The 23,814-nt window shown below is 64.6% G+C and carries 22 protein-coding genes; 11 read left to right on the top strand and 11 right to left on the bottom strand.

Annotation, left to right across the window (positions count from 1 at the left end; translation table 11 throughout):
* Window position 1: 1 nt before the first annotated feature.
* Both ACPJXG_RS18035 and ACPJXG_RS18030 read right to left on the bottom strand, forming a co-directional pair.
* Window positions 2–1,543 (bottom strand): hypothetical protein, encoded by a 1,542-nt coding sequence (locus tag ACPJXG_RS18035; RefSeq protein ID WP_035817485.1) that lies wholly within the window; start codon window positions 1,541–1,543, stop codon window positions 2–4.
* Window positions 1,540–4,887 (bottom strand): type VI secretion system Vgr family protein, encoded by a 3,348-nt coding sequence (locus ACPJXG_RS18030; RefSeq protein WP_425251899.1) that lies wholly within the window; start codon window positions 4,885–4,887, stop codon window positions 1,540–1,542. Before ACPJXG_RS18030 ends, ACPJXG_RS18035 begins: the two co-directional genes overlap by 4 nt.
* A gap of 222 nt (window positions 4,888–5,109) precedes the next feature.
* On the opposite strand from ACPJXG_RS18030, the gene ACPJXG_RS18025 reads away from it, so the two are divergent.
* The 7 genes from ACPJXG_RS18025 to ACPJXG_RS17995 all read left to right on the top strand — a co-directional run bounded on the left by ACPJXG_RS18025 (window position 5,110) and on the right by ACPJXG_RS17995 (window position 10,272).
* On the top strand, window positions 5,110–5,715 hold the full coding sequence (locus tag ACPJXG_RS18025) for a hypothetical protein (protein WP_425251898.1): 606 nt from the start codon (window positions 5,110–5,112) through the stop codon (window positions 5,713–5,715).
* Between the two features lie 274 nt (window positions 5,716–5,989).
* Window positions 5,990–6,526, top strand: coding sequence for a DUF2325 domain-containing protein (locus ACPJXG_RS18020; protein ID WP_425254764.1), 537 nt, complete (start codon window positions 5,990–5,992; stop codon window positions 6,524–6,526).
* Between the two features lie 74 nt (window positions 6,527–6,600).
* Entirely contained in the window at window positions 6,601–7,425 is an 825-nt protein-coding gene (locus ACPJXG_RS18015) for a redoxin family protein (protein WP_425251897.1), read from the top strand.
* A 58-nt stretch (window positions 7,426–7,483) separates the two neighbouring features.
* Window positions 7,484–7,759 (top strand): metal/formaldehyde-sensitive transcriptional repressor, encoded by a 276-nt coding sequence (locus ACPJXG_RS18010; protein ID WP_034756961.1) that lies wholly within the window; start codon window positions 7,484–7,486, stop codon window positions 7,757–7,759.
* Window positions 7,760–7,769: 10 nt separating this feature from the next.
* Window positions 7,770–8,741, top strand: a complete 972-nt coding sequence (gene dmeF, locus ACPJXG_RS18005) for a CDF family Co(II)/Ni(II) efflux transporter DmeF (RefSeq protein ID WP_425251896.1) — start codon at window positions 7,770–7,772, stop codon at window positions 8,739–8,741.
* A gap of 91 nt (window positions 8,742–8,832) precedes the next feature.
* Window positions 8,833–9,174 carry a zinc ribbon domain-containing protein YjdM gene (locus tag ACPJXG_RS18000; protein WP_034756972.1) on the top strand — a complete coding sequence of 114 codons (342 nt, stop codon included), beginning with the start codon at window positions 8,833–8,835 and terminating at the stop codon, window positions 9,172–9,174.
* A 63-nt stretch (window positions 9,175–9,237) separates the two neighbouring features.
* Complete coding sequence (locus tag ACPJXG_RS17995; protein ID WP_425251895.1) at window positions 9,238–10,272, top strand: RNA methyltransferase; 1,035 nt, start codon at window positions 9,238–9,240, stop codon at window positions 10,270–10,272.
* A gap of 89 nt (window positions 10,273–10,361) precedes the next feature.
* Here the strand turns inward: ACPJXG_RS17995 and ACPJXG_RS17990 are convergent, their stop codons facing one another.
* The gene (locus tag ACPJXG_RS17990) at window positions 10,362–10,766 is read right to left on the bottom strand and encodes a hypothetical protein (protein ID WP_425251894.1); all 405 of its coding nucleotides are present in this window, start codon (window positions 10,764–10,766) and stop codon (window positions 10,362–10,364) included.
* Window positions 10,767–10,987: 221 nt separating this feature from the next.
* Here ACPJXG_RS17990 and ACPJXG_RS17985 point away from each other — a divergent pair, with 221 nt between their 5' ends.
* Window positions 10,988–11,665 carry a phosphoribosylanthranilate isomerase gene (locus ACPJXG_RS17985; RefSeq protein ID WP_425251893.1) on the top strand — a complete coding sequence of 226 codons (678 nt, stop codon included), beginning with the start codon at window positions 10,988–10,990 and terminating at the stop codon, window positions 11,663–11,665.
* Here ACPJXG_RS17985 and ACPJXG_RS17980 read toward each other — a convergent pair.
* From ACPJXG_RS17980 to ACPJXG_RS17950, 7 genes are all read right to left on the bottom strand, one after another.
* Entirely contained in the window at window positions 11,662–12,558 is an 897-nt protein-coding gene (locus tag ACPJXG_RS17980; RefSeq protein WP_425251892.1) for a LysR family transcriptional regulator, read from the bottom strand. The two genes, ACPJXG_RS17985 and ACPJXG_RS17980, sit on opposite strands and share 4 nt — an antisense overlap.
* Before the next feature lie 204 nt (window positions 12,559–12,762).
* Window positions 12,763–13,290 carry a 4'-phosphopantetheinyl transferase family protein gene (locus ACPJXG_RS17975; protein WP_425251891.1) on the bottom strand — a complete coding sequence of 176 codons (528 nt, stop codon included), beginning with the start codon at window positions 13,288–13,290 and terminating at the stop codon, window positions 12,763–12,765.
* The gene (locus ACPJXG_RS17970; protein ID WP_425251890.1) at window positions 13,290–17,345 is read right to left on the bottom strand and encodes a Pls/PosA family non-ribosomal peptide synthetase; all 4,056 of its coding nucleotides are present in this window, start codon (window positions 17,343–17,345) and stop codon (window positions 13,290–13,292) included. Before ACPJXG_RS17970 ends, ACPJXG_RS17975 begins: the two co-directional genes overlap by 1 nt.
* A 148-nt stretch (window positions 17,346–17,493) precedes the next feature.
* Window positions 17,494–18,198 carry an anaerobic ribonucleoside-triphosphate reductase activating protein gene (locus ACPJXG_RS17965; RefSeq protein WP_425251889.1) on the bottom strand — a complete coding sequence of 235 codons (705 nt, stop codon included), beginning with the start codon at window positions 18,196–18,198 and terminating at the stop codon, window positions 17,494–17,496.
* Window positions 18,191–18,388, bottom strand: a complete 198-nt coding sequence (gene nrdD, locus ACPJXG_RS17960; protein WP_035817515.1) for an anaerobic ribonucleoside-triphosphate reductase — start codon at window positions 18,386–18,388, stop codon at window positions 18,191–18,193. The genes ACPJXG_RS17965 and nrdD overlap by 8 nt, the downstream gene beginning before the upstream one ends.
* Window positions 18,385–20,133 carry a ribonucleoside triphosphate reductase gene (locus ACPJXG_RS17955; protein ID WP_425251888.1) on the bottom strand — a complete coding sequence of 583 codons (1,749 nt, stop codon included), beginning with the start codon at window positions 20,131–20,133 and terminating at the stop codon, window positions 18,385–18,387. Before ACPJXG_RS17955 ends, nrdD begins: the two co-directional genes overlap by 4 nt.
* A gap of 118 nt (window positions 20,134–20,251) precedes the next feature.
* Window positions 20,252–20,668 (bottom strand): hypothetical protein, encoded by a 417-nt coding sequence (locus ACPJXG_RS17950; protein WP_425251887.1) that lies wholly within the window; start codon window positions 20,666–20,668, stop codon window positions 20,252–20,254.
* Between the two features lie 162 nt (window positions 20,669–20,830).
* Here ACPJXG_RS17950 and ubiU point away from each other — a divergent pair, with 162 nt between their 5' ends.
* The 3 genes from ubiU to ubiT are packed head-to-tail and all read left to right on the top strand — an operon-like array spanning window position 20,831 to window position 23,322.
* The gene (gene ubiU, locus ACPJXG_RS17945) at window positions 20,831–21,868 is read left to right on the top strand and encodes a ubiquinone anaerobic biosynthesis protein UbiU (RefSeq protein WP_425251885.1); all 1,038 of its coding nucleotides are present in this window, start codon (window positions 20,831–20,833) and stop codon (window positions 21,866–21,868) included.
* 9 nt (window positions 21,869–21,877) lie between these two features.
* A complete protein-coding gene (ubiV, locus tag ACPJXG_RS17940; protein WP_099388543.1) occupies window positions 21,878–22,774 on the top strand; it encodes a ubiquinone anaerobic biosynthesis protein UbiV in 897 nt (298 codons plus the stop codon).
* 20 nt (window positions 22,775–22,794) lie between these two features.
* Window positions 22,795–23,322: a ubiquinone anaerobic biosynthesis accessory factor UbiT gene (gene ubiT, locus ACPJXG_RS17935; RefSeq protein ID WP_425251884.1), complete on the top strand. Its 528-nt coding sequence runs from the start codon at window positions 22,795–22,797 to the stop codon at window positions 23,320–23,322.
* 19 nt (window positions 23,323–23,341) lie between these two features.
* On the opposite strand, the gene ACPJXG_RS17930 is transcribed toward ubiT, so the two are convergent.
* The gene (locus ACPJXG_RS17930) at window positions 23,342–23,605 is read right to left on the bottom strand and encodes a heavy-metal-associated domain-containing protein (RefSeq protein ID WP_425251883.1); all 264 of its coding nucleotides are present in this window, start codon (window positions 23,603–23,605) and stop codon (window positions 23,342–23,344) included.
* Between the last annotated feature and the right edge of the window lie 209 nt (window positions 23,606–23,814).

Below are 23,814 nucleotides of genomic sequence, written 5' to 3'. Positions count from 1 at the left end.
CTTATTTCCTTAATATATTTTCTGGAATATCCAGCATCAACTGGATTTCATGATTGCGCCCCTTTGACTGCCGATGCTTGGTCAATTGACGACCGGTGACCAGTGAAATCCAGCGCAGATAGGGGGGGCTGGCTTTGGGATTGAGCAGCTGGCCTGCCGCGTATTTTTTCATCAAGGGCTTGATGGTGACTCCGGTAGCCGTCAGTTTCTCCGATTTTATCGAGCGGGCGATCCATTCGTGGCTCATTTGCGTCGGCAGCTTCGTTTCTTTATTTTCCTTGTTCAAGCCCTTTCTCAGTTCTTTTTCATCCGCTTCCTGGTTCCCTATTTTTACGTCTTGATTTGCATGGGCATCGCGGTCCGCATTTTCGAAAATATTCGGTTTGTTATTGTTTTTCGTGGGATTCGCCGCTTCGTCCGCCCTCAGGGAACTGAATTTTTCCTGCAGATCGGCCGGTAGCGCCGCCATCAGGCGGAAGGAATCGAACAGGCTCGACTTGGTTTCGCCGACAACGAAAGGCTGGCTAAGTGCAGCGCCTTTGAACCACAGATGATCGAGTCCTGCGTGCGGCAGGCTATGCTCTTCGGTCAGCTTGCCGGCATTGTTCGCCTTCTTGAACAGCGCATGTCTTTTCTTCACGAAGTAATCCGTGATGTGCTCGGCCGGTACGCCGGTGTGCCAGCCCTGCTTTTTCTTTTCGCCTTTTTTCTTGGTATTGACCTTGCTGGAATTGGGCTTGGCCTGATTGCCGGTGACGTCCTTGTTCTTTTTCGCTGCAAGTCTCTTTTCGGCCTTGCTGGCGGCTTTTGCTTCCTTGCCGGCAATGTCCTTTCCCGCCTCCTGTGCTGCATGCTGCACGCCTTTTCCTGTCGCGTTGCCGACCGCAGCCGTGTTGTGCGGCAGGTCATGGCCCATCATCTTGCCATGCAGTTTTTTCAGTTCGGCGAAGGCGTCCTCGATCATTTTGGGTCCGCGCTTCTGGATTGCCTGCATTTCCTGGATCAACAGCTTGACTTCCGACTTTCCCGCCACGGCTTTGACGATCCAGCTATCGATGCCGTCGATAAACGTATCGATTACACCCTTGAACAAGCTCTTGCTTTCACGGGCCAGTACGTTCCAGTCGATCTTGCGCATGAATTTTTCGACGTTGCCGCGCAGCTTGGGCGAGACGGCTTCCAGCACACGGCCAAAATTGTGTCCCTTGTTCATCAGCTTGAAGCCGACCTTGAGCGTATCGCCCACGGCGGGTACGCAACCGACCAGGGTGATGGCCAGTTCCACCCAGGCACCGATGGCGGACGGCGATTTGCTGATGACAATGATGCCAAGGATCAAGTCGCGCGCATCCATGGCCTGTCCCACACCAGGGACGACACCGAGAATACCGGTGATGATGATGTGCGCGGGAGATGAGCCCGAACCAGTGACGAGGTCACTCAGCCAAGTACCGATGCCGTCATCGGCCTGCCTGAGCGCCCGGCTGGCAGGCGAGGCGCCACGGATCGCGCTGGCCGGGACGGTAGGGGTGAGGCCGCTCATGACTCGTCGCCTTCCTGATCGTGCAAGTCCCGGTAGCTTTTGCTTGCGGCTTTGTCTGCAATGCTGTCCTCGTCCTTGTAGCGATAATCGTCGTAGTGAAAATCATATTCAAGTGTGCTGACGGTGGCGCCTGCAGGAAAGTCTTCAGCCATTTCAGCGAGCTCATCCGGAAAAAAGTTGTCTTTGTAGTAAGCGGCCTCTTGCGCCAGATAGCGTTCGAGGACCGATTGCGCCTCGTCGTCGCTTTTCGGCTTGCTGCCAGCCAGCTGGTTCGGTTTCTGCTTGTGGCGGGGAACCGCTTCCCTTTCGTCTTCGCCGTAGATCACGACGGCATTGCGATCAGGCAGGTTTTCCAGACGGGCAAAGCCGTTTGCATCGAGCTTGCCTTCCAGGCGGGTGCCATTGTCGAACAGCAAGGCGTATGGCGCCCCCACCATGGGCTGTAAATCATCCCAGCGATAATTCAATTCCATGAAATTGCTTACGTCTCCAGCCTGTGGCAACAAAGGTAATTTTGGGGTGCTGCTCGCCGGCCCCGTCAATTCCTTCATGCTGGCGTTGAAATCGATCTTGCCCGGTCCATGCAGCATGATGTTGCCGCCTTCGAGGCGGATGTACGCGCCCTGGGCCGTCATCAAAATGTGCTGCTTGGCCGCCGCCGTGACGCTCTTGGCGGTGCTGCTGACGGTGATGGCCTTGTCCGCCGTCAGCCGTGTCGCATCGGACTGGCTTTGACTGCTGACCTTGCCGCTGGCCGCATGCAGGCGGATACCGGTTTCCTGGTTGGGCTTGTCCTTGCTGCTGGCCTTGCCGTAGGTGAACAGGCTGATGCCCTTGCCCAGCGCGTACAGGCTGTTGCCCTGCGCGGCAAAGTTGAGATCCGCGCCCGCCGCCAGATTGCCATTGCCGCCAGCAACCAGCACGGCGTTGGCCGGCGTGGTGGCGGCGATGCCGGACGGACTGGACAATTGCAGCTGCGGGTCGCCATACGCGCTGGCCTGGCCTTCGCCGCCCGCCGCCTGCTGGCCCTGGCCCTGGCCCGTCGTGGCGGCGCCCTCGGCCGTCGCGCCCAGGACCTCGATGCTGTGCTGCATCTGGGCGAGGGCGGGGAGCTGGGCGGCTGGCGAAGGCGTCTCCGCCTGGTCCGGTGTGGCAGTGGAAGCTGGCGCGGCCGCACCGGCTGTGGCCGGGCTGGGCATTTCGAGCGCGAAATGTTTCTGCGCCTGCTCGGCCAGCGAAGTCTGCAGTTGCAAGCTTTGCCTGAGCTGTTCCAGCGCTTCCTGCGCATCCATCTGGCTGCCGCCAGCATCGCGGCCATGCGCCGACAGCAGCATGCCCGCTCCCGCGCGCAGGGCGGCGCTGTGTTCCGTTTTCAGTTCGGCGCCAAAGCCGGCCGGCGCCAGCCGCTGGTTGTCGCTCTGGTGGCGCAAATGGCCCAGGTTCAGTTCGGCCGTGCCCTGGTGGGGGCCGGCGTGGCGCTGCAAGGCGACGCGGCCCTGGCCCGGGCTGTCGTCGAACACCAGCTGGCTGTAGGCGCCGCCGCCGCCCTGGCTCGTTGGCATTGCCTGCGTCTTGATGCCCGACAAGGCCGCCGGGTGAGCGTGGGCGCCGGCCTGGCCGGGAAACCAGGCCGGCGCGTTGCCCGTCGCCGCGCCCGTGCCCTGGCTGACCTGGTTGTTTTGCGCGTCGGCCTGGCCGCGGCCGTTGTACAGCGTGCCGATGACGACGGGACGGTCGATATTGCCTTCAAGGAAATCGACGAGCACTTCCTGGCCCACGCGGGGCAGGGCGTTGCTGCCCCAGTTGGCGCCGGCAACGGGCGCCAGCGGCGTGGCCACCCGCACCCACGTGCCGGCGCTGTCGTCGCCGGGCGCGCCCGTATGGCCGTCGGCGGCCGGATGCGCCAGCCGGCTATGGCTTTGCGCGCCCCGCTGCCAGTGGAATTGCACCTTGATGCGGTGGTCGCGGTCCGTATGCAGCTGGGCGCCGGCCGGGCCGACGACGATGGCCGTCTGCTGGCCCATGATGACGGGGCGTGGATGCAGCAACTGGCCGTGGTCGTTGGCATAGGTGCTGCGGTAGGGGACCTTGCTGCGGATGGCGTCGATGCGGTTGCGGTAGGGCGGGCGTTCGCTGATGGTGTCGCCGACGGCATGCAGGCTGCCGGCCGCCTCTTCGCCGATCAGCGCGTCGAGCAAGCCCTGGCCGAAGCGCTGCAGCAGGCCGCCGCCGAGTTCCGCATCGAGGTTGTTATGCATCAGGTGCACCGTGCGGGTGACGAGGAAGCTTGCAGCGTCGCCACCGCCCGCCGCATCCGTTTGCGCCTGGCCGCTCAGGGTAAACGTGGTGCCGGGCGCCAGGGTGCGCACGGTGCCGGCGCCCGTAAACACTTCCCTGGACGCCGTCAGCGCCTGCAACTGGCGCTCGGCCAGCCGTTGTCCGTGTTCGCGCGACGGGTAGGCATAGGTGCCGGGCGCGTCGCGGCTGAGCAGCGCCATCGTTCCGTCATGGGCGCTGGCGGCGCTGATGGGGCGCTGGCCCAGCGCGCGGTAGTCCCAGCTGGACAGTTCGATACCGTTGGTTTGCTGGCGCAGCTGCATGCGCCAGCGATCCATCGTGTCTTGCGGCATGACGGCGCCTGGCTGGCTGTAGGCGATGTTGGCCTGGGTGTTGGGCTTGAAGCTGCCGTTGTGGTCGGCGATGACGAGGGTATGGCTGCCCAGGCTGGCGCTGCCCGCGTCGCCCGTGTGTTCGGCATAGTAAAACAGGCCTTCCTCGCTCATCAGCCGCTCGGCAAAGGCCCAGTCGCTTTCCTGGTATTGGCTGCAGATGCTGCGTTTCGGATAGATTGCGCGGTCGAGCAGGTCGAAGCGCCAGGCCGGCGCCAGCATGCCCTGGCCCTGGTAGCGGGCAAAGACGACTTCGAGGATGTCGGGCACCGCCAAGTCCTGGAAGACGCGGCTGTCGCGGCCGTGCGCCAGGAAGGCCGTCCACGGCTGCATGGTCAGGTTGTAGCGGGCAAAGCCGCCGTTCGCGCCCGCCAGTTCGACGGCGGTGACGTGGCCATGGAACGGGCGCCAGCCGCCATCGGCCATGAGCAATTCCAGCAGGATGGGCTGGCCGATCAGCGACTTGAGGGGAATGGCCGCGTCGAGCGACAGGGCGGCGATGTTGAAGGTATAGCCCAGCCCCAGGCCTTCCTCGCCGCGCACGCATTCGGCCAGCAGCTTGTCCGGGCCCAGGGGCGTGCTCAGCTTCAGCAGGCGCGTGGCCTGGCTGTAGCCATTGGCGACGGGTGCTGCACCGGGTGATGACGACGCGCTTGTTTGGACCAATTCGGACATGGACTGGAACTCCGTGTGGCGAGATGAGTGTGCTTGCAATTAATTCAATGATTTACTTATAAGATTACACCTCAGAAATAATGATTTAACAAGCGCGATTCAATTGAATCGTGCGCCGGGGCCTGTCCTTCCATGTCGTGTGGGCTGTTTTCTCCCTATCAGGTAGAGTGCGGATCTTGCCAATTCCACCATTGAAAAAATTGTGCAACAACCGGAGCAAGAATGAATACGATGCAATGCGTGGCTGCCGCCATGTTGTGTGCCAGCCTGTCGCCCGCCATGGCGGCGACATCCCCCGTCGAGCCGCCGTTTCTCGATGTGCTCGTCGGTCAATACGCCAATTGCGTCAAACCTTCCTACCATCAGGCTGACCTGCGGGTACAGGACGGGGTGGGGCGCTATCAGATCGACGTCAAGGGCGAGGCCTACACGGTCGAACTGCAGGAACGCCTGGGCTTTTCGCTGCAGGCGGGGATAGACGGGCCCGTGGCGGCCATCGTCAAGCTGGACCGGCCGCCCAAGGGACAGTTCGGCGAGCAGGCGCGCTGGCGCGAACGCTGGCTGCGCGACGTGGCCGAGCGCAGCGGCGTGGCGCTGGACGAGCGGGTGCTTGCCGGTGGCGCGCGCCTGCTGACCGTCAACAAGGGCGAGATCAAGGGGAACTATGTGGGCCAGTCCCTGCTGATCGATCCGGCGCGGCTGTTGTTCATCGATATGGCGTGGCCGAACACGCTGGGTATCTATCGTGGCCCCGATGGCCTGCGGCATGTGCGGGAGGTGCAGGACGACGTATGGAAGCGCCTGCTGTCTTGCCCGCCGGCTGCGTGACGCTGGCGCCCACCGCATACCCCTACTGCGCGCACGCGCATGGACAAATAATAATGATTCTCATTTATAATGCGGATCCATGGGGTAGCGATGGGCTGGCGCCATGGCGCCACGGTCGGTGAAGGAGGGCATGATGGGCAGCATGTATGGCAACGAGGACATGATCGCGCGCGAGCATCGCGTGCTGATGGGGGAATATGGCCGCGCGCAGGCGCGCTGCAGTGCGCAGCTGGCTGCGCAGGCGGCCCGCATCGCGCAGCTGGAGTCGGACTTGATGCGCGCGCGGGCGCAGGTCGTGATCCGCGATACAAAACTGGCGCTGGCGCGCGATGCACTGGCCGAACTGGCGGCCAGCGTGCCTGGCTTGCCGACGCGTGCAAGGCTGGCGCGCCGGGTCGAGTGGCTCGGTGAGCGGGTGCAGGACCTGATGCGCGAGCTGCTGCGCCTGCAGTGGCTGCCTGCGCCAGCATTGCAGGCCGACGTGCGCGAAAAAGCCGTGCTGTATGTGGGCAGCTATCTGGAGCAGAATGCGGGCCAGCAGGCCGCCGGCGCCAACGTGGCGCAGCAAGCCATCGAGCAGGCCGGCGGGCGCTTCCTGCACCATGCTGGCGGTGACGATGGCGCCGACGACGTAGCGGCGCTGGAAGCGGGCCTGGTGGCGGCCGACCTGGTGATTTGCCAGACGGGCTGCGTCAGCCACGACGCCTACTGGCGCGTGCACGACCACTGCAAGCGCACGGGCAAGCAGTGCGTGCTGGTGGACCAGCCGCAAGCCATGCATTTTGTGCGCAAGGAAGCGCTGCTCACCTGACCTTCGCACCGCTTAACGCCTGCTTAATCCGCATGGGCCACAATGGCCGTCCCTCGACGTTCCTGAAAGCGCCCATGCTGTCCCTGCAAATCGGTCCCTTGGCCCTGCCCACGGGCCTCGTCCTGCTGATCATTTCCCTGTGCGTCGCCTATGGCGTGGCGTGGTCGCTAAGGCGGTATCGCCAACAGCCGGACGCCGGTCCTCTCGTTTCCGACATGCTGATCGCCGGCCTGCTGGCGGCGCGCCTGGCGTTCGTCCTGCGTTGGCACGAACAATATCTGGTGGCGCCCTGGTCCATCATCAATATCCGCGATGGCGGTTTTCTCGCGCCGGCCGGCATCGCGGCCGCGCTGGCCATCGCCGCGTGGCGCTGCCGGCGCCCCGCCATGGCGGCCATGCGCCGCCCGCTGGCTGTCAGCGTGGCTACTGGCGCGCTGGCCTGGGGCGTGCTGAGCGCAGGGATCTCGCTGGCGTACGACAAGCCGTCGGCCTTGCCGGCTGTGGCGTTGCAGGCGCTCGACGGCGCGCCGGTGACCCTGGCGGCGCTGGCCGGCGGCAAGCCCATGGTGGTCAACCTGTGGGCCAGCTGGTGCCCGCCATGCCGGCGCGAGATGCCCGTGCTGGCCGCCGCGCAGCAGGCGCGCGACGATATCGTCTTCGTGTATGCGAACCAGCGCGAGGATGCGGCTGCCGCCAGCGCTTTTCTGGAGCGGAGCGGCGTAACCCTGCGCAATGTGCTGCTCGACAGCGAGGCGGCGCTGGGCAAGGCGGCCGGTTCCTCGGCCCTGCCCACCACCCTGTTCTACGACGCGCAGGGGAGGTTGATCGACACCCACCTGGGCGAATTGTCCGACGCCTCGCTGGCCAGCAAGCTGCAAAAGATCGCGCCGGCGCCTTGACGCGGCTACAGCCGTTTCTGATAGTATACCCCCCTATAGTATTTATCGAGGGTGAATCATGGGACACACGGCGCACAACAAGACTAAGCTGCTCAATCGCGTAAAGCGTATCCGGGGACAGGTGGAAGGTCTGGAGCGGGGCCTGGAAGAGGGGCGCGACTGCGGCGAGGTGCTGCAGCTGATCGCCGCCGTGCGCGGCGCCGTCAATGGTCTGATGGCCGAAGTCATCGAAGAACACTTGCGCGAGCACGTGGCCAGTCCCGATATCTCCGGCGAGGAGCGGGCCAGGGGCGCCGACGACATCGCGGGCATCCTGCGCACCTACCTCAAATAAGGAGACCGTCATGCAAACGCCATTCATCAAGGAAGACCTCTCCGCCTGGCAGCACGAACACGTCTTTGGCGCAGCCAGCGACAAGGCCGAGCGCCGTGCGCGCATCGTCATGTGGATCACTCTGGCCACCATGGTGCTGGAAATTGTCGCCGGCTGGTGGTACAACTCCATGGCCCTGCTGGCCGATGGCTGGCATATGAGCTCGCACGCGCTGGCCATCGGCCTGGCCGCGTTTGCGTATGCGGCCGCACGTCGCTATGCGCGCGACCCGCGCTTTGCCTTCGGCACGTGGAAGATCGAGGTGCTGGCCGGCTACACGAGCGCCATCCTGCTGCTGGGCGTGGCCGTGCTGATGGTCGTGGCCTCGATCGAGCGCCTGTTGTCGCCGCAGCCCATCCACTATCCGCAGGCGATGGCGGTGGCGGCTTTCGGCCTGGCCGTCAACCTCGTATGCGCGCTGATCCTCGGCGGGCATCACGATCACCAACATGACCACGGCCACGATCACCATGACCATCACGGTCACCACGACCACCACGGCCATGGCGAAGACCTGAACATGAAGGCCGCGTACATCCACGTGCTGGCCGATGCCGCCACGTCCGTGCTGGCCATCGTCGCGCTGGGCGGCGCTTGGGCTTACGGCTGGCAGTGGCTCGATCCCGTGATGGGCATCGCGGGCGCCGTGCTGGTGGCCCTGTGGGCGAAAAAGCTGATGCAGGAAACGGGCAAGGTCTTGCTGGACCGCGAGATGGACCACCCCGTGGTCGATGAAATCCGCGAGGCCGTGGAAGTGGCAAGTGCCGGCGACACGCCGCGCATCGTCGACCTGCACGTGTGGCGAGTCGGCAAGCAGCTGTACTCGTGCGCCCTGTCCGTCGTCAGCCGCGACCCCGCGCTGACAGGCGCCGAGCTGCGCGCGCGCATCGGCATCCACGAGGAAATCGTCCACAGCACCATCGAGATTATTCGCCGGCCTTGACAATGATGGTGAAACAAGCCCGCTGATGCGGGGCGTAGGCAGTATAATGTCGGCTTTTACAGCACGCGCTGTTCACCAGACAGAGAATAAAATGAGCACATTACCACCATGCCCGCAATGCAAATCCGAATTCACGTACGAAGACGGCAGCCAGTTGATCTGCCCTGAATGCGCGCATGAATGGTCGGCCACGGCCGGCGAAGCGGTGGAAGAGGGCGCCAAGGTGTACCGCGATTCGGCCGGCAACATCCTGCAGGACGGCGACACGGTCAGCGTCATCAAGGACTTGAAATTGAAGGGCGGCGGCGGTGTCGTCAAGATGGGCACCAAGGTCAAGAACATCCGCCTGGTCGACAGCGACCACGATATCGACTGCAAGATCGACGGCTTCGGTTCCATGAGCCTGAAGACGGAATTCGTCAAGAAAGTCTAACGCTATTCCTGTCATACGGCGCGCCGGTTTCATTCCTGCGCGCCGTTTTTTTATTCAGACGCCATGCAAATCGACCATCTCCGCCAGCGCCTGCGCGCCTTGGGCGCCAAGCCCCTGCACGAACAGCGCGTGCTGCGCGACTGGATCCAGGGCCAGCCGCACGACCAGGGCCGGCGCCGCGCCGAAGACTTTTTGCCGCTGCCCGTGCGCGTGGCCTTGCCCGCGCTCGACCTCGAGTTGCAGGGCATGCTGAAATTGCTCAGCACGCACCCGGGCGCGGACGGTTCCGCGCGCCTGCTGGTGGGCCTGCACGATGGCCAGACGGTGGAAAGCGTGCTGCTGCCGCGCGACGGCTTGTGCGTATCGAGCCAGGTCGGTTGCGCCGTCGGCTGCCAGTTCTGCATGACGGGCCGCGACGGCTTGATCCGGCAAGTCACCAGCGGAGAAATTGTCGCCCAGGTGGTACTGGCGCGCACCATGCGTCCCGTGAAAAAAGTCGTCTTCATGGGCATGGGCGAGCCGGCGCATAACCTGAACAATGTGATGGAAGCGATCGAGCTGCTGGGCACCGAGGGCAATATCGGCCACAAGAACCTCGTGTTTTCCACCGTGGGCGACCCACGCGCCTTCGAGCGCCTGCCGCAAGGCAGGGTCAAGCCGGCGCTGGCCCTGTCTTTGCACACGACCAAGCCGGCGTTGCGCGAACAGCTGCTGCCGCGCGCGCCCAAGCTCACTCCGCGCGAACTGGTGGACTTCGGCGAATCATATGCGCGCCTGACCGGCTACCCGGTGCAGTACCAGTGGACCCTGATGGAAGGCGTCAACGATGGCGACGACGAGATGGATGGCATCGTCGCGCTCTTGCAGGGCAAGTACGCGGTGCTGAACATGATCCCGTATAACACCATCGCCGACTTGCCGTTCAAGCGCCCCAGCTGGAAAAAGGCGCGCGCCATTGCCGCCGCCCTGCACGCGCGCGGCGTGCTGACCAAATTGCGCGATTCGGCCGGGCAGGACGTGGAAGGCGGCTGCGGGCAGTTAAGGGCGCGCGAAGCGAAGGGCAAGGTCATTCCCATCCGCGCCAGCGTGGCGGCGTAGGTCGGATTAGCGGAGCGTAATCCGACATTCGCACATACGCCAACAATGGTGTCGGATTACGCGGTGCCCGCTAATCCGACCTACTCGGCTCACACCCCACCGAGCAAATCGTTTTCATTCAATATCGCAAACGCGATCTCTGGATGCGCGGCCAGGCAGCGCCGCACGGCGGCCGGAATGGCGGCGCGCGTCTTGCGGCACAGGCCGGGCCGTTCCAGCAGGCGGATCTGGAAGCCGCGCACGGTGCGCACTTCGCCGCTGCCCGGTGCAATCTGCAGGTCCACACCCAGGTTTTTCTGCAACAGCAGTTGCAGTTTCCGCAGCTGGGCAAGGGTGGCGATGCCTTCGATGTGCGCCAGCAAACGCTTTTCTTCCGTCAGGTTCAGGCGCAGGATGGACAGGTCCGCCTGCGCATCGCCAAGCAGGCGCTCGCGCCCGCAGTCGCACAGCTGCGGCGGACACTCCTTGCGGACTTCAAAGTCGACGATACGCATGTGCGGCTTCCAATGGCGATCCGGGATAAATCAAGTATCGTCCGCCACCTGGCGCCTGTCAATCGGCGCGGGCTGACGATCAGACGCCAAGGAGTCTGCCCTTGCTCGTTGCTGTGCTGGTGATGGGTTTGCGGCGGCATGGCGCGGCCTTGACCGCGTGTCTTGGCGCGCGCGCCGCCCTGTGTTGTAATGTTGCTCATCCCATTTGAACACGCAAGGCCATGAGAACCCGCATCAAGATTTGCTGCATCGCTTCCATCGACGAAGCGCAACTGGCCATAGCCGCCGGCGCCGATGCGCTGGGCCTGGTGGCGGCCATGCCGTCCGGCCCCGGCCCGATTCCCGACGCGCGCATCGCGCAGATCGCCGCCTGGACGCCGCCGCCCGTGGCCACGTTCCTGCTGACGTCCGAGACGACGGCGCAAGCCATCGCCGAACACGTGCGCGCCACGCAGCCGTCCACCGTGCAGATCGTCGGCCATATCGACCCGCGTGAAGTCGAGGAACTGGCGCACATGCTGCCGCATGTGCGGCGCGTGCAGGTGATCCACGTGGAAGGACCCGAGGCTTTGGACCTGATCCCCGCCTACGCGCCCCACGTGCACGCTTTCCTGCTCGATTCGGGCCGCCCTGGCGCGCTGGTCCCGGAACTGGGCGGCACGGGCCGCACGCACGACTGGTCCATCAGTGCGCGCTTCGTGCGCGCCAGTCCCCGTCCCGTTTTCCTCGCCGGTGGGCTGGACGACACCAACGTTGCCGACGCGTTGCGCCAGGTGCGCCCCTACGGCATCGACCTGTGCTCGCGCGTGCGCACGGACGGCAAGCTCGATGTCATGAAGCTGGCCTTGCTGATGGCTGCCGTGCGCGACGTGGACGCGGCGCTGTATGCGGAAGGCTAGAGTGTATTCATCTCGCGCACGAACGCTTCCGTAAACGCGGCCACCATGCCGCTGGCCGCGCGCGGCGAGATCAGGCCGACGACGGAATGCGATTCCTCGTCCGGCAGCGCAATAAAATGCACGCCGGGCGGCGCCACCAGGCGCATGCTATCGGGGACGATGGCGATGCCCATGTTGGCCTCGATCAGGTTCAGTTGCGAGGTCTTGCGCGACAGGGCGCGCGCCGCCTTCGGAAAGAAGCCCTGCGCCAGGCACAGGCCCGCCACCAGGTAGCTCAAGCCTCCCCTGTCCTTGTGCGGGATCGAGACGAAGGCTTCGTCGCGCAGCGCGGCTATCGTCGTACGCTCCAGCGCGGCCAGCGGCGATATTGCTGACACGGCCACCACCAGCTTTTCCGCAAACAGTTCGCGCACGACGATATTGGCATGCTTGCGCAGGGTGGGTAGGCGCACGAGGCCCAGGTCGGCGCGGCCTTCCTCGATGTCGGCAGCCTGGTTTTCCGACGATCCCTTCGATACATCGAGCGAGACGCCGGGGAACTGCGCCAGCAGCCGGTTCAGCACGGCGCCAATGGCGGGCGTGAGGGTGACGGAGCTCGAATGCAGCAGGCGGATGATGCCTTGCTCGCCTTGTCCCACGTGGCGCGTCTGGCGCACGGTTTCCTCGATGTCGTCGAGGATGCGCTTGGCCCGCTCATAAAAGACCTGGCCCGCGGGCGTGAGTTCGATATGGCGAGAGTCGCGCGTCAGCAGCAGGGCCTGCACTTCACCTTCCAGCTCCTTGATCTGGCGGCTCAGGGCCGACTGCGCGATGTACAGCTTTTCCGCCGCGCGCGAGTAGCTGCCTGCATCGACGACTTCGACAAAATAGCGGAACTGTCTGATGGAAATCAATCGTATGCCTTTTCGAGATCGGAGACTGCCTGATTTGATATTGGCCTGACCCCGGCATTCGCGTTACAGTGGCCTGGTCTGCTGTCACTGCAAAGGAATGGCCATGCTGGAATTGATCGGGGTGCTGGGATTGCTCGTCAGTATTATCGTAAAACTGATTTTCGTCCAGATTGGCGGTAGCGGTAGCGGCAAAGGGAAAGAAGATTAATATGCCAGGGTCGCGACGTAGGGTGCAGGCAGGGGCAGGGCGTGCGAGAGGCAAGCCGGTGCTGCCCCCTCCCACTCCGCCAATTGTAAACCCGCGCACTTGAGCGCCGCCTCGCGCGCCGTCCATGCTTGCGCCAGCGCCAATGGGCGCTGCGCATCGGTGCAGGCGCTCAATGCTTCGGCCACGTGCGGCCCCAGATAATCGCGCGCCAGATTGAACCAGTCGGGGATGTCCTGTACCCGCATCACGTCGATGCCGACAGGGCCATGCAGGCCGATGGCGGCCAGCGAGATGCCCTCGTCATGGCTGAACGACAGGCCCGCAACGCCGCCGGGAAACAGCAGGCGGGGAGGGGCGCCCGGCGTTGACTCCATCGAAATCGCTTCGCTGTCCAGCTTCAGCCATTGGGCTAGCGCCTCGCGTACGGCCTGGCGAAGCTGCGCCCGTGCTTCCATGCGTGACGGCGGCGGCACAATGCCAATCACTAGTACGTCGTCCGTCGACCAGAACACGGTCGAATCCATCAGCTACGCAGCGGCGCGGCCGGGCAGCCCGCCCAGTTGCTGCCGGCGGGGATGTGCTCGCCCTTCATCACCAGGGTCAACGGTCCCAGGCGCGCATTGTCGCCCACCTTGGCGCTGTACAGCACGGAGCTGCGCGGCCCCATGTAGACGCGCTGGCCGATCTCCACGTGGTCGATCTTCATCACGCGGTCCTCGAACAAGTGCGTTTGCGGACAGGTGAGGGCGTTCAATTCGCTGTAGTCGCCGATGTGCACGCAGTCGAATTCCGTGATGTCCGTCGTGTCCATGTAGACACCGCGGCCGATCTTGCAGCCGAACAGTCGGAAGGCCAGCGGCAGCCACGGCGTGCCGCGCAGGTAGCGCATGAAGTTGGGCACGGCGATGCCTTCGTACAGATTGGTCACGCCTTCCGAAATCCACACGAACGGCGTCCACATGGGCGCCGCGTGCTTGCGGTAACGTCCCAGCAGCAGCCACTTGAACAGCACGACCACCAAAAAATTGCCGACGCCGTAGGCCAGGCCGGCAATGGCCAGGTCGCTCACCACTTCGCCCCAGCGTCCCGCGCCCGCGATCGGCATCACGTCCAGTACCAGGGTGTAGCCGACGGCGATCACCACGGCGTGCGGCGCGACGATGCGGAACGCTTCGATCAGGCTGCGGCCCAGGCGGCGCAACAGCGATGGCTTGAATGTCAGGTGTTCGGCAAAGCCGCTGACCTGTTCGCGCGCGGGCAAATGCATGGGCGGTGAGCCGAGCCACGTGTCGCCGCTGTGCATCTGCTCATTGCGCGGCGCATGCGTGTGCACGCCGATCAGCACGTGCTCGGGCAGCACCGTGCCGTCCGGGATGTAGCTGCCGTTGCCGACGAAGCTGCGGTGCGAGACGACGGTGGGACGCATGGTCATCCAGCCGCCGTCGATCTGCTCGTCGCCCAGCATGACGGCGTCGGCGATGAAGGTGTCGTCGCCCAGGGTCAACATGTCGGGCACCACGCCCAGGGCCGTGGAAATCTCGGCGCCCTTGCCCACCTTGGCGCCCAGCAGGCGGTACCAATACGGCGCGTACACGGTGGCGTAAATGCCGTGCAGGACGTTCAGGCTCGATTCCTGGATATGGCTGACCAGCCACTTGGCGCAATAGATATTGCTGTGCACGGGCGAGCTGCCCGGCTTTAATCGGGGCAGCGCGCCCCAGCGGATGGCGGCCGACAGCAGGGCGGTCAGTACGATCAGCACGGCGCTGGCGGGGAAGGCCAGCAGGAAGTAACGGGCCAGCTGGGTCGTCACGTCGCGGCCCTGCAGCCACGGCATCATTTCGCGCTCGTCGAACCAGTCGATCAGCACGAAGCTGGGGAAAACGGGCATGAAGAACAGCACGGCGATGAGGACCATGCCGAAGCAAAAGAACGCGGTTTCGCCCGTCAGGCGCAGGCGGGAGACGGCGGGGCGCGGCGGCTGGCTGGCAGGGTCGAACGCGCCAATGTCGCGCGCGGGAGAACCTGTGTAGACTCTTCCAGCCGGCACCGCCGCGCCATCGGCCAGCGCCGATTGACCTTCCAGGTGGCCAAACGCGCCGACTGTGGTATTGCCTTCCATGATCGCGTAAGAACTGATGCAGGCATCGTCGCCGATGCTGATCCGGCCCAGCAGCAAACGGCCCCGCTCGACCCGGGCGTTTTCAAAGTTGACGGCATTGCCCACGCTGACGTTGTCGCCGATGGACAGCAGGTCGGGCGCGCGCAGGGTCATCGAGCCGATGACGACTTCCTTGCCCACTTTGGCGCCCAGCGCGCGCAGCCACCAGCTGTTCAGCGACGAGCCGCTGAGCAGGTAGGCGGGCGCCGATTCGACCAGGCGGTCGGCCAGCCACCAGCGGTAATAGGTAACGCCCCACAGCGGATAGCTGCCCGGTTTCAAGCGCCCCGCGATCAGCCACTTGCCGGCAATCGCGATGGCAAATTCGGCCAGGGTCGCGAGTAAAAACACGCCGATGGAGGCGGCGATGGCGCGCGGCACGGTGTCGCCCGTGTCGCCCGTGAAGAAGTGGTACGTAAAGAACGGCGCCATCCACTGCGCCATACGCAGGGTGACCAGGCCCGGCACGGCCGCCGCCTGCGCCGCGCCGCACAGCCAGCGTTTCAGGGTCGACGGCGGCGTCCACTCCGCTTCCGGCGTGGCCAGCGCCGGCGCTTCATTCAGTACGGCGGCGATCTTGCCGATCTGGCGGTTCTGGTAAATGTCGCGCACCGTCATGTGGGCGTAGGCCGGATCGGCGCGCAGGGCGGACGCCAGGCGCGCGGCCAGGAAGGAATGGCCACCGAGGTCGCTGAAAAAGTCCAGCTGGCGCAAGATCGCCTGGCCGGGGAACAGCTTGGCCAGGGCCGCGAACAGGGCCGCTTCGGCCGGCGTTTCCGGCACGTCCGATTCGCCCGCCTCGCCGGCCGGCGGTGCGGACAGGGGCATGGCTTTCAAGGCTTTTCTGTCGATCTTGCCGGAAGTGAGGCGCGGCATCAGCGGCAGCAATTCAAAACGGCCCGGCACCATGTAGGGCGGCAGGTGCAGGTTCAAGGCCGCGCGCAGGGTTTTCGTGCCCAGCGCATCGGCCGGCGCATCGTCGCTGTCGACGATGTAGGCCACCAGCTGGTCGATGCCGTCATCCTTGCGCAGCAAGACGGCCACCGTGCCCACGCCCGGTTGCTGCGCCAGCACGGCTTCGATCTCGCCCAGTTCCACGCGGAAGCCGCGGATTTTGACCTGGTCGTCGGCGCGGCCCAGGCACAGCACCTGGCCATCAAGATCGATGCGCGCCAGGTCGCCCGTGCGGTACAGGCGCGCATCGTCGGGGCCCGTGCTCCAGGGATTGGGCAGGAATTTTTCCACCGTCAGGTCGGGCCGGCCCAGGTAGCCCTCGGCCAGGCCGGGGCCGATGATGCACAGCTCACCCGTCTCGCCGCGCGCCAGCAAAGTCAAGGAACGATTTTCTCCCGGCTCGGCCACCTGCAGCACCAGCAAGCCGTAGTTGGGCAGCGGCGTACCGATGGTCACCGGTTCGCCGGGCCGCAGGCGCGCCAGGCTGCACGAGACGGTCGCCTCCGTGGGGCCATAGGTGTTGAACATGGCGCGGCCCGGGCGCGACCAGCGCTCGACGAGCGATTCCGGGCACATCTCGCCGCCCAGGTTGATCAGGCGCAGGCTCGGTACTTCCTCGGCGAACAGGGCCAGCAAGGTCGGCACGGCGTGCAGAACGGTGACCTTGTTGTCGGCCAGCGCGCGCGGCAAGGCTTCCGGGTCGCCCGAAATCTCCTTGGGACCCAGCCACAGGGTGGCGCCCACCAGGTAGGCGATCCAGATTTCCTCGAACGACATGTCGAAGGCGACGGAAAAGCCCTGGTAGACGGTGTCGGCTTGCGTCACTTCCAGCACGGCGTTTTCGCTGCGCAGGAAGTGGCAGATGCTGCGCTGATTGATCAATATGCCCTTGGGTTTGCCCGTGGAGCCGGACGTATAGATCACGTAGGCCGGGTGTTCGGGCAGCACGGTGGCGCGCGCGGGCAGCAGTTCGCCCGGCGTGGCGGGGGCCAGCAGGCTTTCCGCCGTCCACACGGGACGCCCAAGTCCGGCATCGGCCAGGCGCGGCGCGAACTGCGCGCAGCTGACGACACCAAAGCCATTCGCGTCATCAAGGCACACCTGCAGGCGTTCGACGGGCGTGTCTTCATCGACGGGCAGCCAGGCGGCGCCCGCCTTGGCAATGGCCGCCTGCATCAGCAGCAGATGGGCGCCGCGCGGCAGCCACAGTCCCACGATGTCGCCGGGCTTGACGCCGGCCGCCACCAGGCGCGATGCGGCCAGGCCCGCCCGCGCATCGAGTTGCGCATACGTGATGCGGCGCGCGCCGTCGATCAGGGCGATCTGTTCCGGGCAGCGACGGGCCGTCGCTTCCAGCAGGTCGGCCAGCACTTCCTCGCGCAGCAGATCCGGTCGCGGCGGGCCGTACAGGATGTCGGCGTGGGTGGAAGGGATGCCTGGGCTGACTGCGGTGAAATCGTTCATGGATGACGCTTATCTGTAATGCGGAGTGAGGAATCTGTCGGGCCGCGCAGCGTGCGCGGCACAGTTGATACATTACAGTACGCAAGACGTTTCAGCGTTGCAGAACGGGGAATTTTGTGAGGCTTTCAGCAATTATGTGGCTGCAGGATCAACCGCCATGATTACGGAATGTAAATCGCGGAAACATGGCGCCGATTTGCGCCACAGTCGTCGCCGCCGGATAGCCGTGCAAGGGGCGGCCGGACAGCGCCGCGTCCGCGCAGCCTTCGGCGCGGAACTGCTGCAGCACGTAGTTGTCGACGCCTTTTGCGGCCAGGGTGGTGGCCAGGGCCAGCAACTGCTCGTCCGGCAGCAGGTCCGGGTGGGTGGTGGTGCGGCATTCGTAGGCCACGCCGCTGGCGAGGATGGCGTCCAGGCAGGTGCGCGCCGGGTCGCCGCTGCCGGCCACGCGGGTCACATGACGATAATCGGCAAACGGCGCCTTGATGTCGAAGCCGACCCAATCGACCAGGGGCAGCACTTCCTGCAGGCGCTGCGGATAGATGCAGGCCGTGTGCAGGCCGATGCCGAACCCCAGTTCCCTGGCGTCCTGCATGGCGCGCGCCAGCGCCGGGTCCATGCACGCTTCGCCGCCGCTGAAGACGACGGCGTCGACCAGGCCCACGCGGCGGCGCAGCCAGGTCAGGACGTCCTGCCAGGGCATGGCGCCTTCCGGCGTGCGCGCCTGCAAATGCGGATTGTGGCAATAGCCGCAACGCCAGGGGCAGCCCTGCACGAACACCACGGCCGCCAGCTTGCCCGGGTAGTCGGTGGCGGAAAAGGGTGTCAGGCCGCCCACTTTCAACTCAGCCATGGCAGGCGGGCTGGCCAACCTTGGCGCTCGCTTCCGTAAAATACTGGCGCTCGTGGAATTCGCCCTGCTTGCCGATGTTGAACGAGGCGACGGGGCGGTGGTAGCCCATCACGCGCGTCCAGATTTCGCAGCGCTGGCGTTCCGTGTCGAGCAGGGTGATGGCGGGAGTGAAGTCGGGACGTGCGTTCATGGCGTTTCCTTGAGTGGGTGAGCGAGATCGGACTGCTTGCGGGCGATCAGTTCCGCGTCGCAGGTGGGACAGAATTCATGTTTGCCGGCCAGGTAGCCGTGGCGCGGGCAGATGGAAAACGTGGGCGTGACGGTGATGTAGGGCAGCGAGAAGCGGCTCAGCGCGCGTTTGACCAGCTCGCGGCAGGCGTTCGCATCCGACAGCGCTTCCGTCATGTACAGGTGCAGCACCGTGCCGCCCGTGTACTTGCGTTGCAGCGCGTCCTGCAATTCCAGCGCCTCGAACGGATCGTCCGTGTGACCCACGGGCAGCTGCGACGAATTCGTGTAATACGGATTGTCGCTTGTTCCCGCCTGCAGGATGGCGGGATAGCGCTTGCGGTCTTCGCGGGCGAAGCGGTACGTCGTGCCTTCGGCCGGCGTCGCTTCCAGGTTGTACATATGGCCCGTCTCTTCCTGGAATTGCACCATGCGGGCGCGCACGTGGTCGAGCAGGCGTATCGCCAGCGCATGGCCCTCGGCGGACGTGATGTCGTAAGCGTCGCCGCTGAAATTGCGGATCATCTCGTTGATGCCGTTCACGCCCAAGGTGGAGAAGTGATTGCGCAGGGTGCCCAGGTAGCGTTTCGTGTACGGGAACAGGCCTTGCTGCATCAGTTCCTCGATGGTGCGGCGCTTGATTTCCAGACTGGTCTTGCCCAGCTCCAGCAGGCGGTCCAGGTCGGCCATCAGCGCCGCTTCGTCGCCGCGCCACAGGTGGCCCAGGCGCGCGCAGTTGATCGTCACCACGCCCAGGGAACCGGTCTGCTCGGCGGAACCGAACAGGCCATTGCCCCTTTTGAGCAGTTCGCGCAAGTCCAGCTGCAAGCGGCAGCACATGGAACGTATCATGTTCGGCTTGAGTTCCGAATTGATGAAGTTCTGGAAGTAGGGCAGGCCGTAGCGGGCCGTCATTTCGAACAGGCGTTCCGCGTTTTCGCTATGCCAGTCGAAATCCTCGGTGATGTTGTAGGTGGGGATGGGGAAGGTGAAGACCCGGCCCTTGGCGTCGCCCGCCATCATGATCTCGATGTAGGCGCGGTTGATCATGTCCATCTCGGCCTGCAGCTCGCCATAGCTGAAGTCCATCTCTTGGCCGGCGATGACGGGAATCTGCTCGCGCAAGTCGTCCGGGCAGACCCAGTCGAACGTGAGGTTGGTGAACGGCGTTTGCGTGCCCCAGCGTGATGGCACGTTGAGGTTGAAGATCAGCTCCTGCATGTACTGGCGCACGTCTTCGTAGCGCAGGCTGTCCTTGCGGATGTAGGGCGCCATGTAGGTGTCGAAGGAGCTGAACGCCTGCGCGCCGGCCCACTCGTTTTGCAGGGTGCCGAGGAAGTTGACGATCTGGCCGATGGCGCTCGACATGTGCTTCGGCGGGCCCGATTCGATCTTGCCCGGCACGCCATTCAAGCCTTCGTGCAGCAAGGTGCGCAGCGACCAGCCGGCGCAATAGCCGGCCAGCATGTCGAGGTCGTGGATGTGCAGCGCCGCTTCGCGGTGCGCCGCGCCCACTTCCGGCGGATACACCTGGTCCAGCCAGTAGTTGGCGATGACCTTGCCCGACACGTTGAGTATCAGGCCGCCCAGCGAGTAGCCCTGGTTGGCGTTGGCGTTGACACGCCAGTCGCGCCGGTCCAGGTATTCATTGATGGACGCGGCGACATCGACCTGGCCGCGTGTGGGGGAAACTGCATTTGTCGTCATGAAACCTCCAATAAACACAACATGCGGTGTTTTTATGGAGATTAATCACTAAATATAGTGGCGTCAAAGGGTGCGTGCAGTTGCGTGACGAATCCTTGATGCAGGTGAAAAAACCACCTCAGCCGGTTTTGTTCCAGCGCGTTTCGCGCAGGATCAGCCAGCTCGCGCAAAAGAATGCGACGCCGCAGGCGGCGATGCTGGCGACGGAGGCGGGCAGCACATGCGCCCAGATTTCCAGCGGCGAGTAGGTGCTCCAGCTGGCCACGCGTGCGTCGAACGTGACGTAGTTCGCCAGCAGCCAGTAGACGGCCAGCAGGCCCGTGCAGATGGCGGCCTGACGCAGCAGCGGCAGTTGGCGGCGCGCGAACACGGCCAGCAGGAACAGCAGCAGCACGCCCGGATACGCGCCCAGCACTTCCGGCGACAGCACGGAGATGGTCCCTGCGTCATAGCCATCGGCCGGGCCGGCCCACTGCACTTGCAGCGCGGTGAGGAACAAGGTAAGCAGGAAAATCAGCAGCGGTTTGCGGGTCATGGCGGTCAATCGACGAGGGTGAAAAATGGGGCATTTTACAGCCAGGTCAAGCAAGTTGAACGCGCGCCAGCCATGCATGCATTCCTTCACCTGCGTCAAGGACTGGGCGGCATGGGCGGGGCTATAGTCTGCACCCTGAGCCGATACAGGACTGTGAATATCATGATGCTTGATTCAACCACCGCCACCCGCGTGGCCGGACCGCTGGAACTGGTCTGCCCCGCCGGCAGCCTGCCTGCCCTGAAAGCGGCCATCGACAATGGCGCCGACACGGTCTACCTGGGTTTTCGCGACGCCACCAATGCGCGCAATTTCGCCGGCCTTAATTTCGACGAGAAGGCCATCGCCGAGGGCGTGCGCTACGCCCATCAATATGGACGCAAGGTGCTGCTGGCGCTGAATACCTATCCGCAGCCGCACAACTGGGCCGTGTGGCGCAGCGCCATCGACCGCGCCGCGCAAGCCGGCATCGACGCCATGATCGTGGCCGATCCGGGCCTGATGGCGTATGCGGCCCAGCACCACCCGCAGCTGCGTTTGCACCTGTCCGTGCAAGGCTCGGCCACCAACTACGAAGCCATCAATTTTTACCATGAGCACTTTGGCATCGCCCGCGCCGTGCTGCCGCGCGTGTTGTCGATGGCGCAGGTGGAACAGTTGATCAGCAAGACGGAAGTCGAGATCGAAGTCTTCGGTTTCGGCAGCCTGTGCGTGATGGTCGAAGGGCGCTGCGCGCTGTCGTCGTATGCGACGGGCGAGGCGCCGAACACGCACGGCGTGTGCTCGCCGGCGAAATCCGTGCGCTGGCTGGAAACGCCGAACGGCCTCGAATCGCGCCTGAACGGCGTGCTGATCGACCGCTATGCACCGGGCGAAAACGCCAGCTATCCCACCCTGTGCAAGGGGCGTTTCGAAGTCAACGACGAAGAGTATTACGCCATCGAGGAGCCGGCCAGCCTGAACACGCTGGCGCTGCTGCCGCAGCTGATCGCCATGGGCGTGCGCGCCGTGAAAATCGAAGGACGCCAGCGCAGCCCCGCCTACGTGGCCCAGGTGACGCGCGTGTGGCGCGAAGCGATCGACGCCTGCCGCGAAGGCAATGCGCGCTACGCCGTCAAGCCGGGCTGGATGGCGGCCATGGACAAGCTGGCCGAGGGCCAGCAGCACACCCTCGGCGCTTACCATAGATCTTGGAAATAAAGGATGAACATGCTGAAGCTTTCTTTGGGCCCCTTGCTGTACTACTGGCCGCGCGCCACCGTTTTCGAGTTTTACCAGCAGATCGCCGGCACGGCCGTCGATATCGTCTACCTGGGTGAAACCGTGTGTTCGCGCCGGCATGAAGTGCGCCTGGCCGACTGGCTCGATATCGCCGACATGCTGGCCGCCGCCGGCAAGGAAGTGGTGCTGTCGACGCAGGCGCTGATCGAGGCGGGCGCGGAACTGGCGACCCTGCGCCGCATCACGGGCAATGGCCGCTACGGCGTCGAGGCCAACGACATGGGCGCCGTGCATTGCATGGAAAAGGGTACGCCCTTCGTCGCCGGTCCCCATTTGAACCTGTTCAATGGCCCCAGCTTGCAGTTGCTGGCGCGCCTCGGTGCGCGGCGCTGGGTGATGCCGCTGGAAATGGGACAGACGGCGCTGGCCGAGATGCAGCGCCAGAAACCGGAAGGGCTGGAGACGGAAGTGTTCGCCTACGGTCGCATGCCTCTGGCGTTTTCCGCGCGCTGCTTCACGGCGCGCAACCGCAACCTGCCGAAGGACGATTGCGGCTACAGCTGCCTGGAAGAACCGGACGGCCTGCTGCTGCGCACGCGCGACGAAGTGCCGTTCCTCGTGTTGAACGGCACGCAGACGCAGTCGGCACTGGTCTACAACCTGGTGCGTGAACTCGACGCCATGCGCGACATGGGCGTGGCGGTGGCGCGTATCAGCCCGCAGGCCATGCACACGGAACAGGTGATCGCCATCTTTGACCGCGCCCGCCGCGGCCAGGTCAGCGGCATCGGCGCCCAGGCCCAGCTGGCGGCCTGCCAGCCGGCCGGCGCCTGTGACGGTTACTGGCACGGCCAGCCCGGCATGGAACAGCACGCCGCCCATTGAACGCATTGAAAGGAAGCACCATGCAAGATCAACTGGAAAGATTGCCCGTCCCGGCCAAGCCACCCATGAGCAAGCCCGCCGCGTCATACCGTCTGCCCGAACCGCTGGCCGAATTGCTGTCCAAGCTGCCGCCGTATCCCGCCTCCTGGCTGTTCGTGCAAGGCTTGAACCGCCTGCTGGCGCCGCAATTGCCCGACGATGTGCGGCGCAGCCTGGAAGGGCGCAGCCTGCGCTTGCGCCTGCTGGACGCGGGCATCGCCTTCGATTTCGAGTGGCAGGGCACGGTGTTCGTGGCCGAGCGCTATGTCGATGTGCCGGACCTGTGCATCGCCGCCAGCGTGCATGATCTGATGCTGCTGGCGCGGCGCCAGGAAGATCCGGATACCCTGTTCTTCAGCCGCCGTTTGAGCCTGGAAGGCGACACGGAACTGGGCTTGTTGTTCAAGAATACGCTCGACGCCATCGAATTGCCGCCGTTCGACTTGCAGGCGCTGGGACCGCGCCGCGTGCTGGCGCATTTGCGCGACCGGGGCGCGCGGGAAGGCTGAGCGGGGGAGTTGGCTGCGTTCAGTGGCGGCAGTGGCCGCAGGCGCCGCTGCACGACGGCAGTTGCTCTGCGTTGGAGGCTTCGCCCATGAAGCCGGCGTCGTTGACGGCGGCCAGCAGGCGTTCCTGCGTGGCCAGACGTTCGTCGAATTGCACCGTTGCGCCGTGGCGCGCCAGCGAGACGCACACGGTGGCCACGCCCGTGACGGCTTCGAGCGCCCCCGTCAGCCTGTCGGCGCAGCCTTCGTGATCCATTCCAATAATATTCAAGCGCGCTGTCTGCATGGGTTCCTCTTGTTTTTCAAATAAAAAAACAGCGTAGGCGAGGGGCGCGCATGCCGTCCAGAGCAGCACGCAAGATTTATTTTGTATTTGCGGTTTTATTGATCTGGATTAATTCCCAACCCTGCTGGCCAGCCTGGAAGTGCTGTTGCCCCATCCATGGCTGCCTTATTTCCGTTTGCCGGAGGCAACGCCGCTGGCGCGCCAGGCGC

Source organism: Janthinobacterium sp. NFX145 (genome assembly GCF_049810325.1).
Lineage (GTDB): Bacteria > Pseudomonadota > Gammaproteobacteria > Burkholderiales > Burkholderiaceae_D > Janthinobacterium > Janthinobacterium rivuli.
The sequence above is the reverse complement of the archived record's forward strand: the minus strand, read 5'-3'. Positions and strand labels throughout refer to the sequence as shown.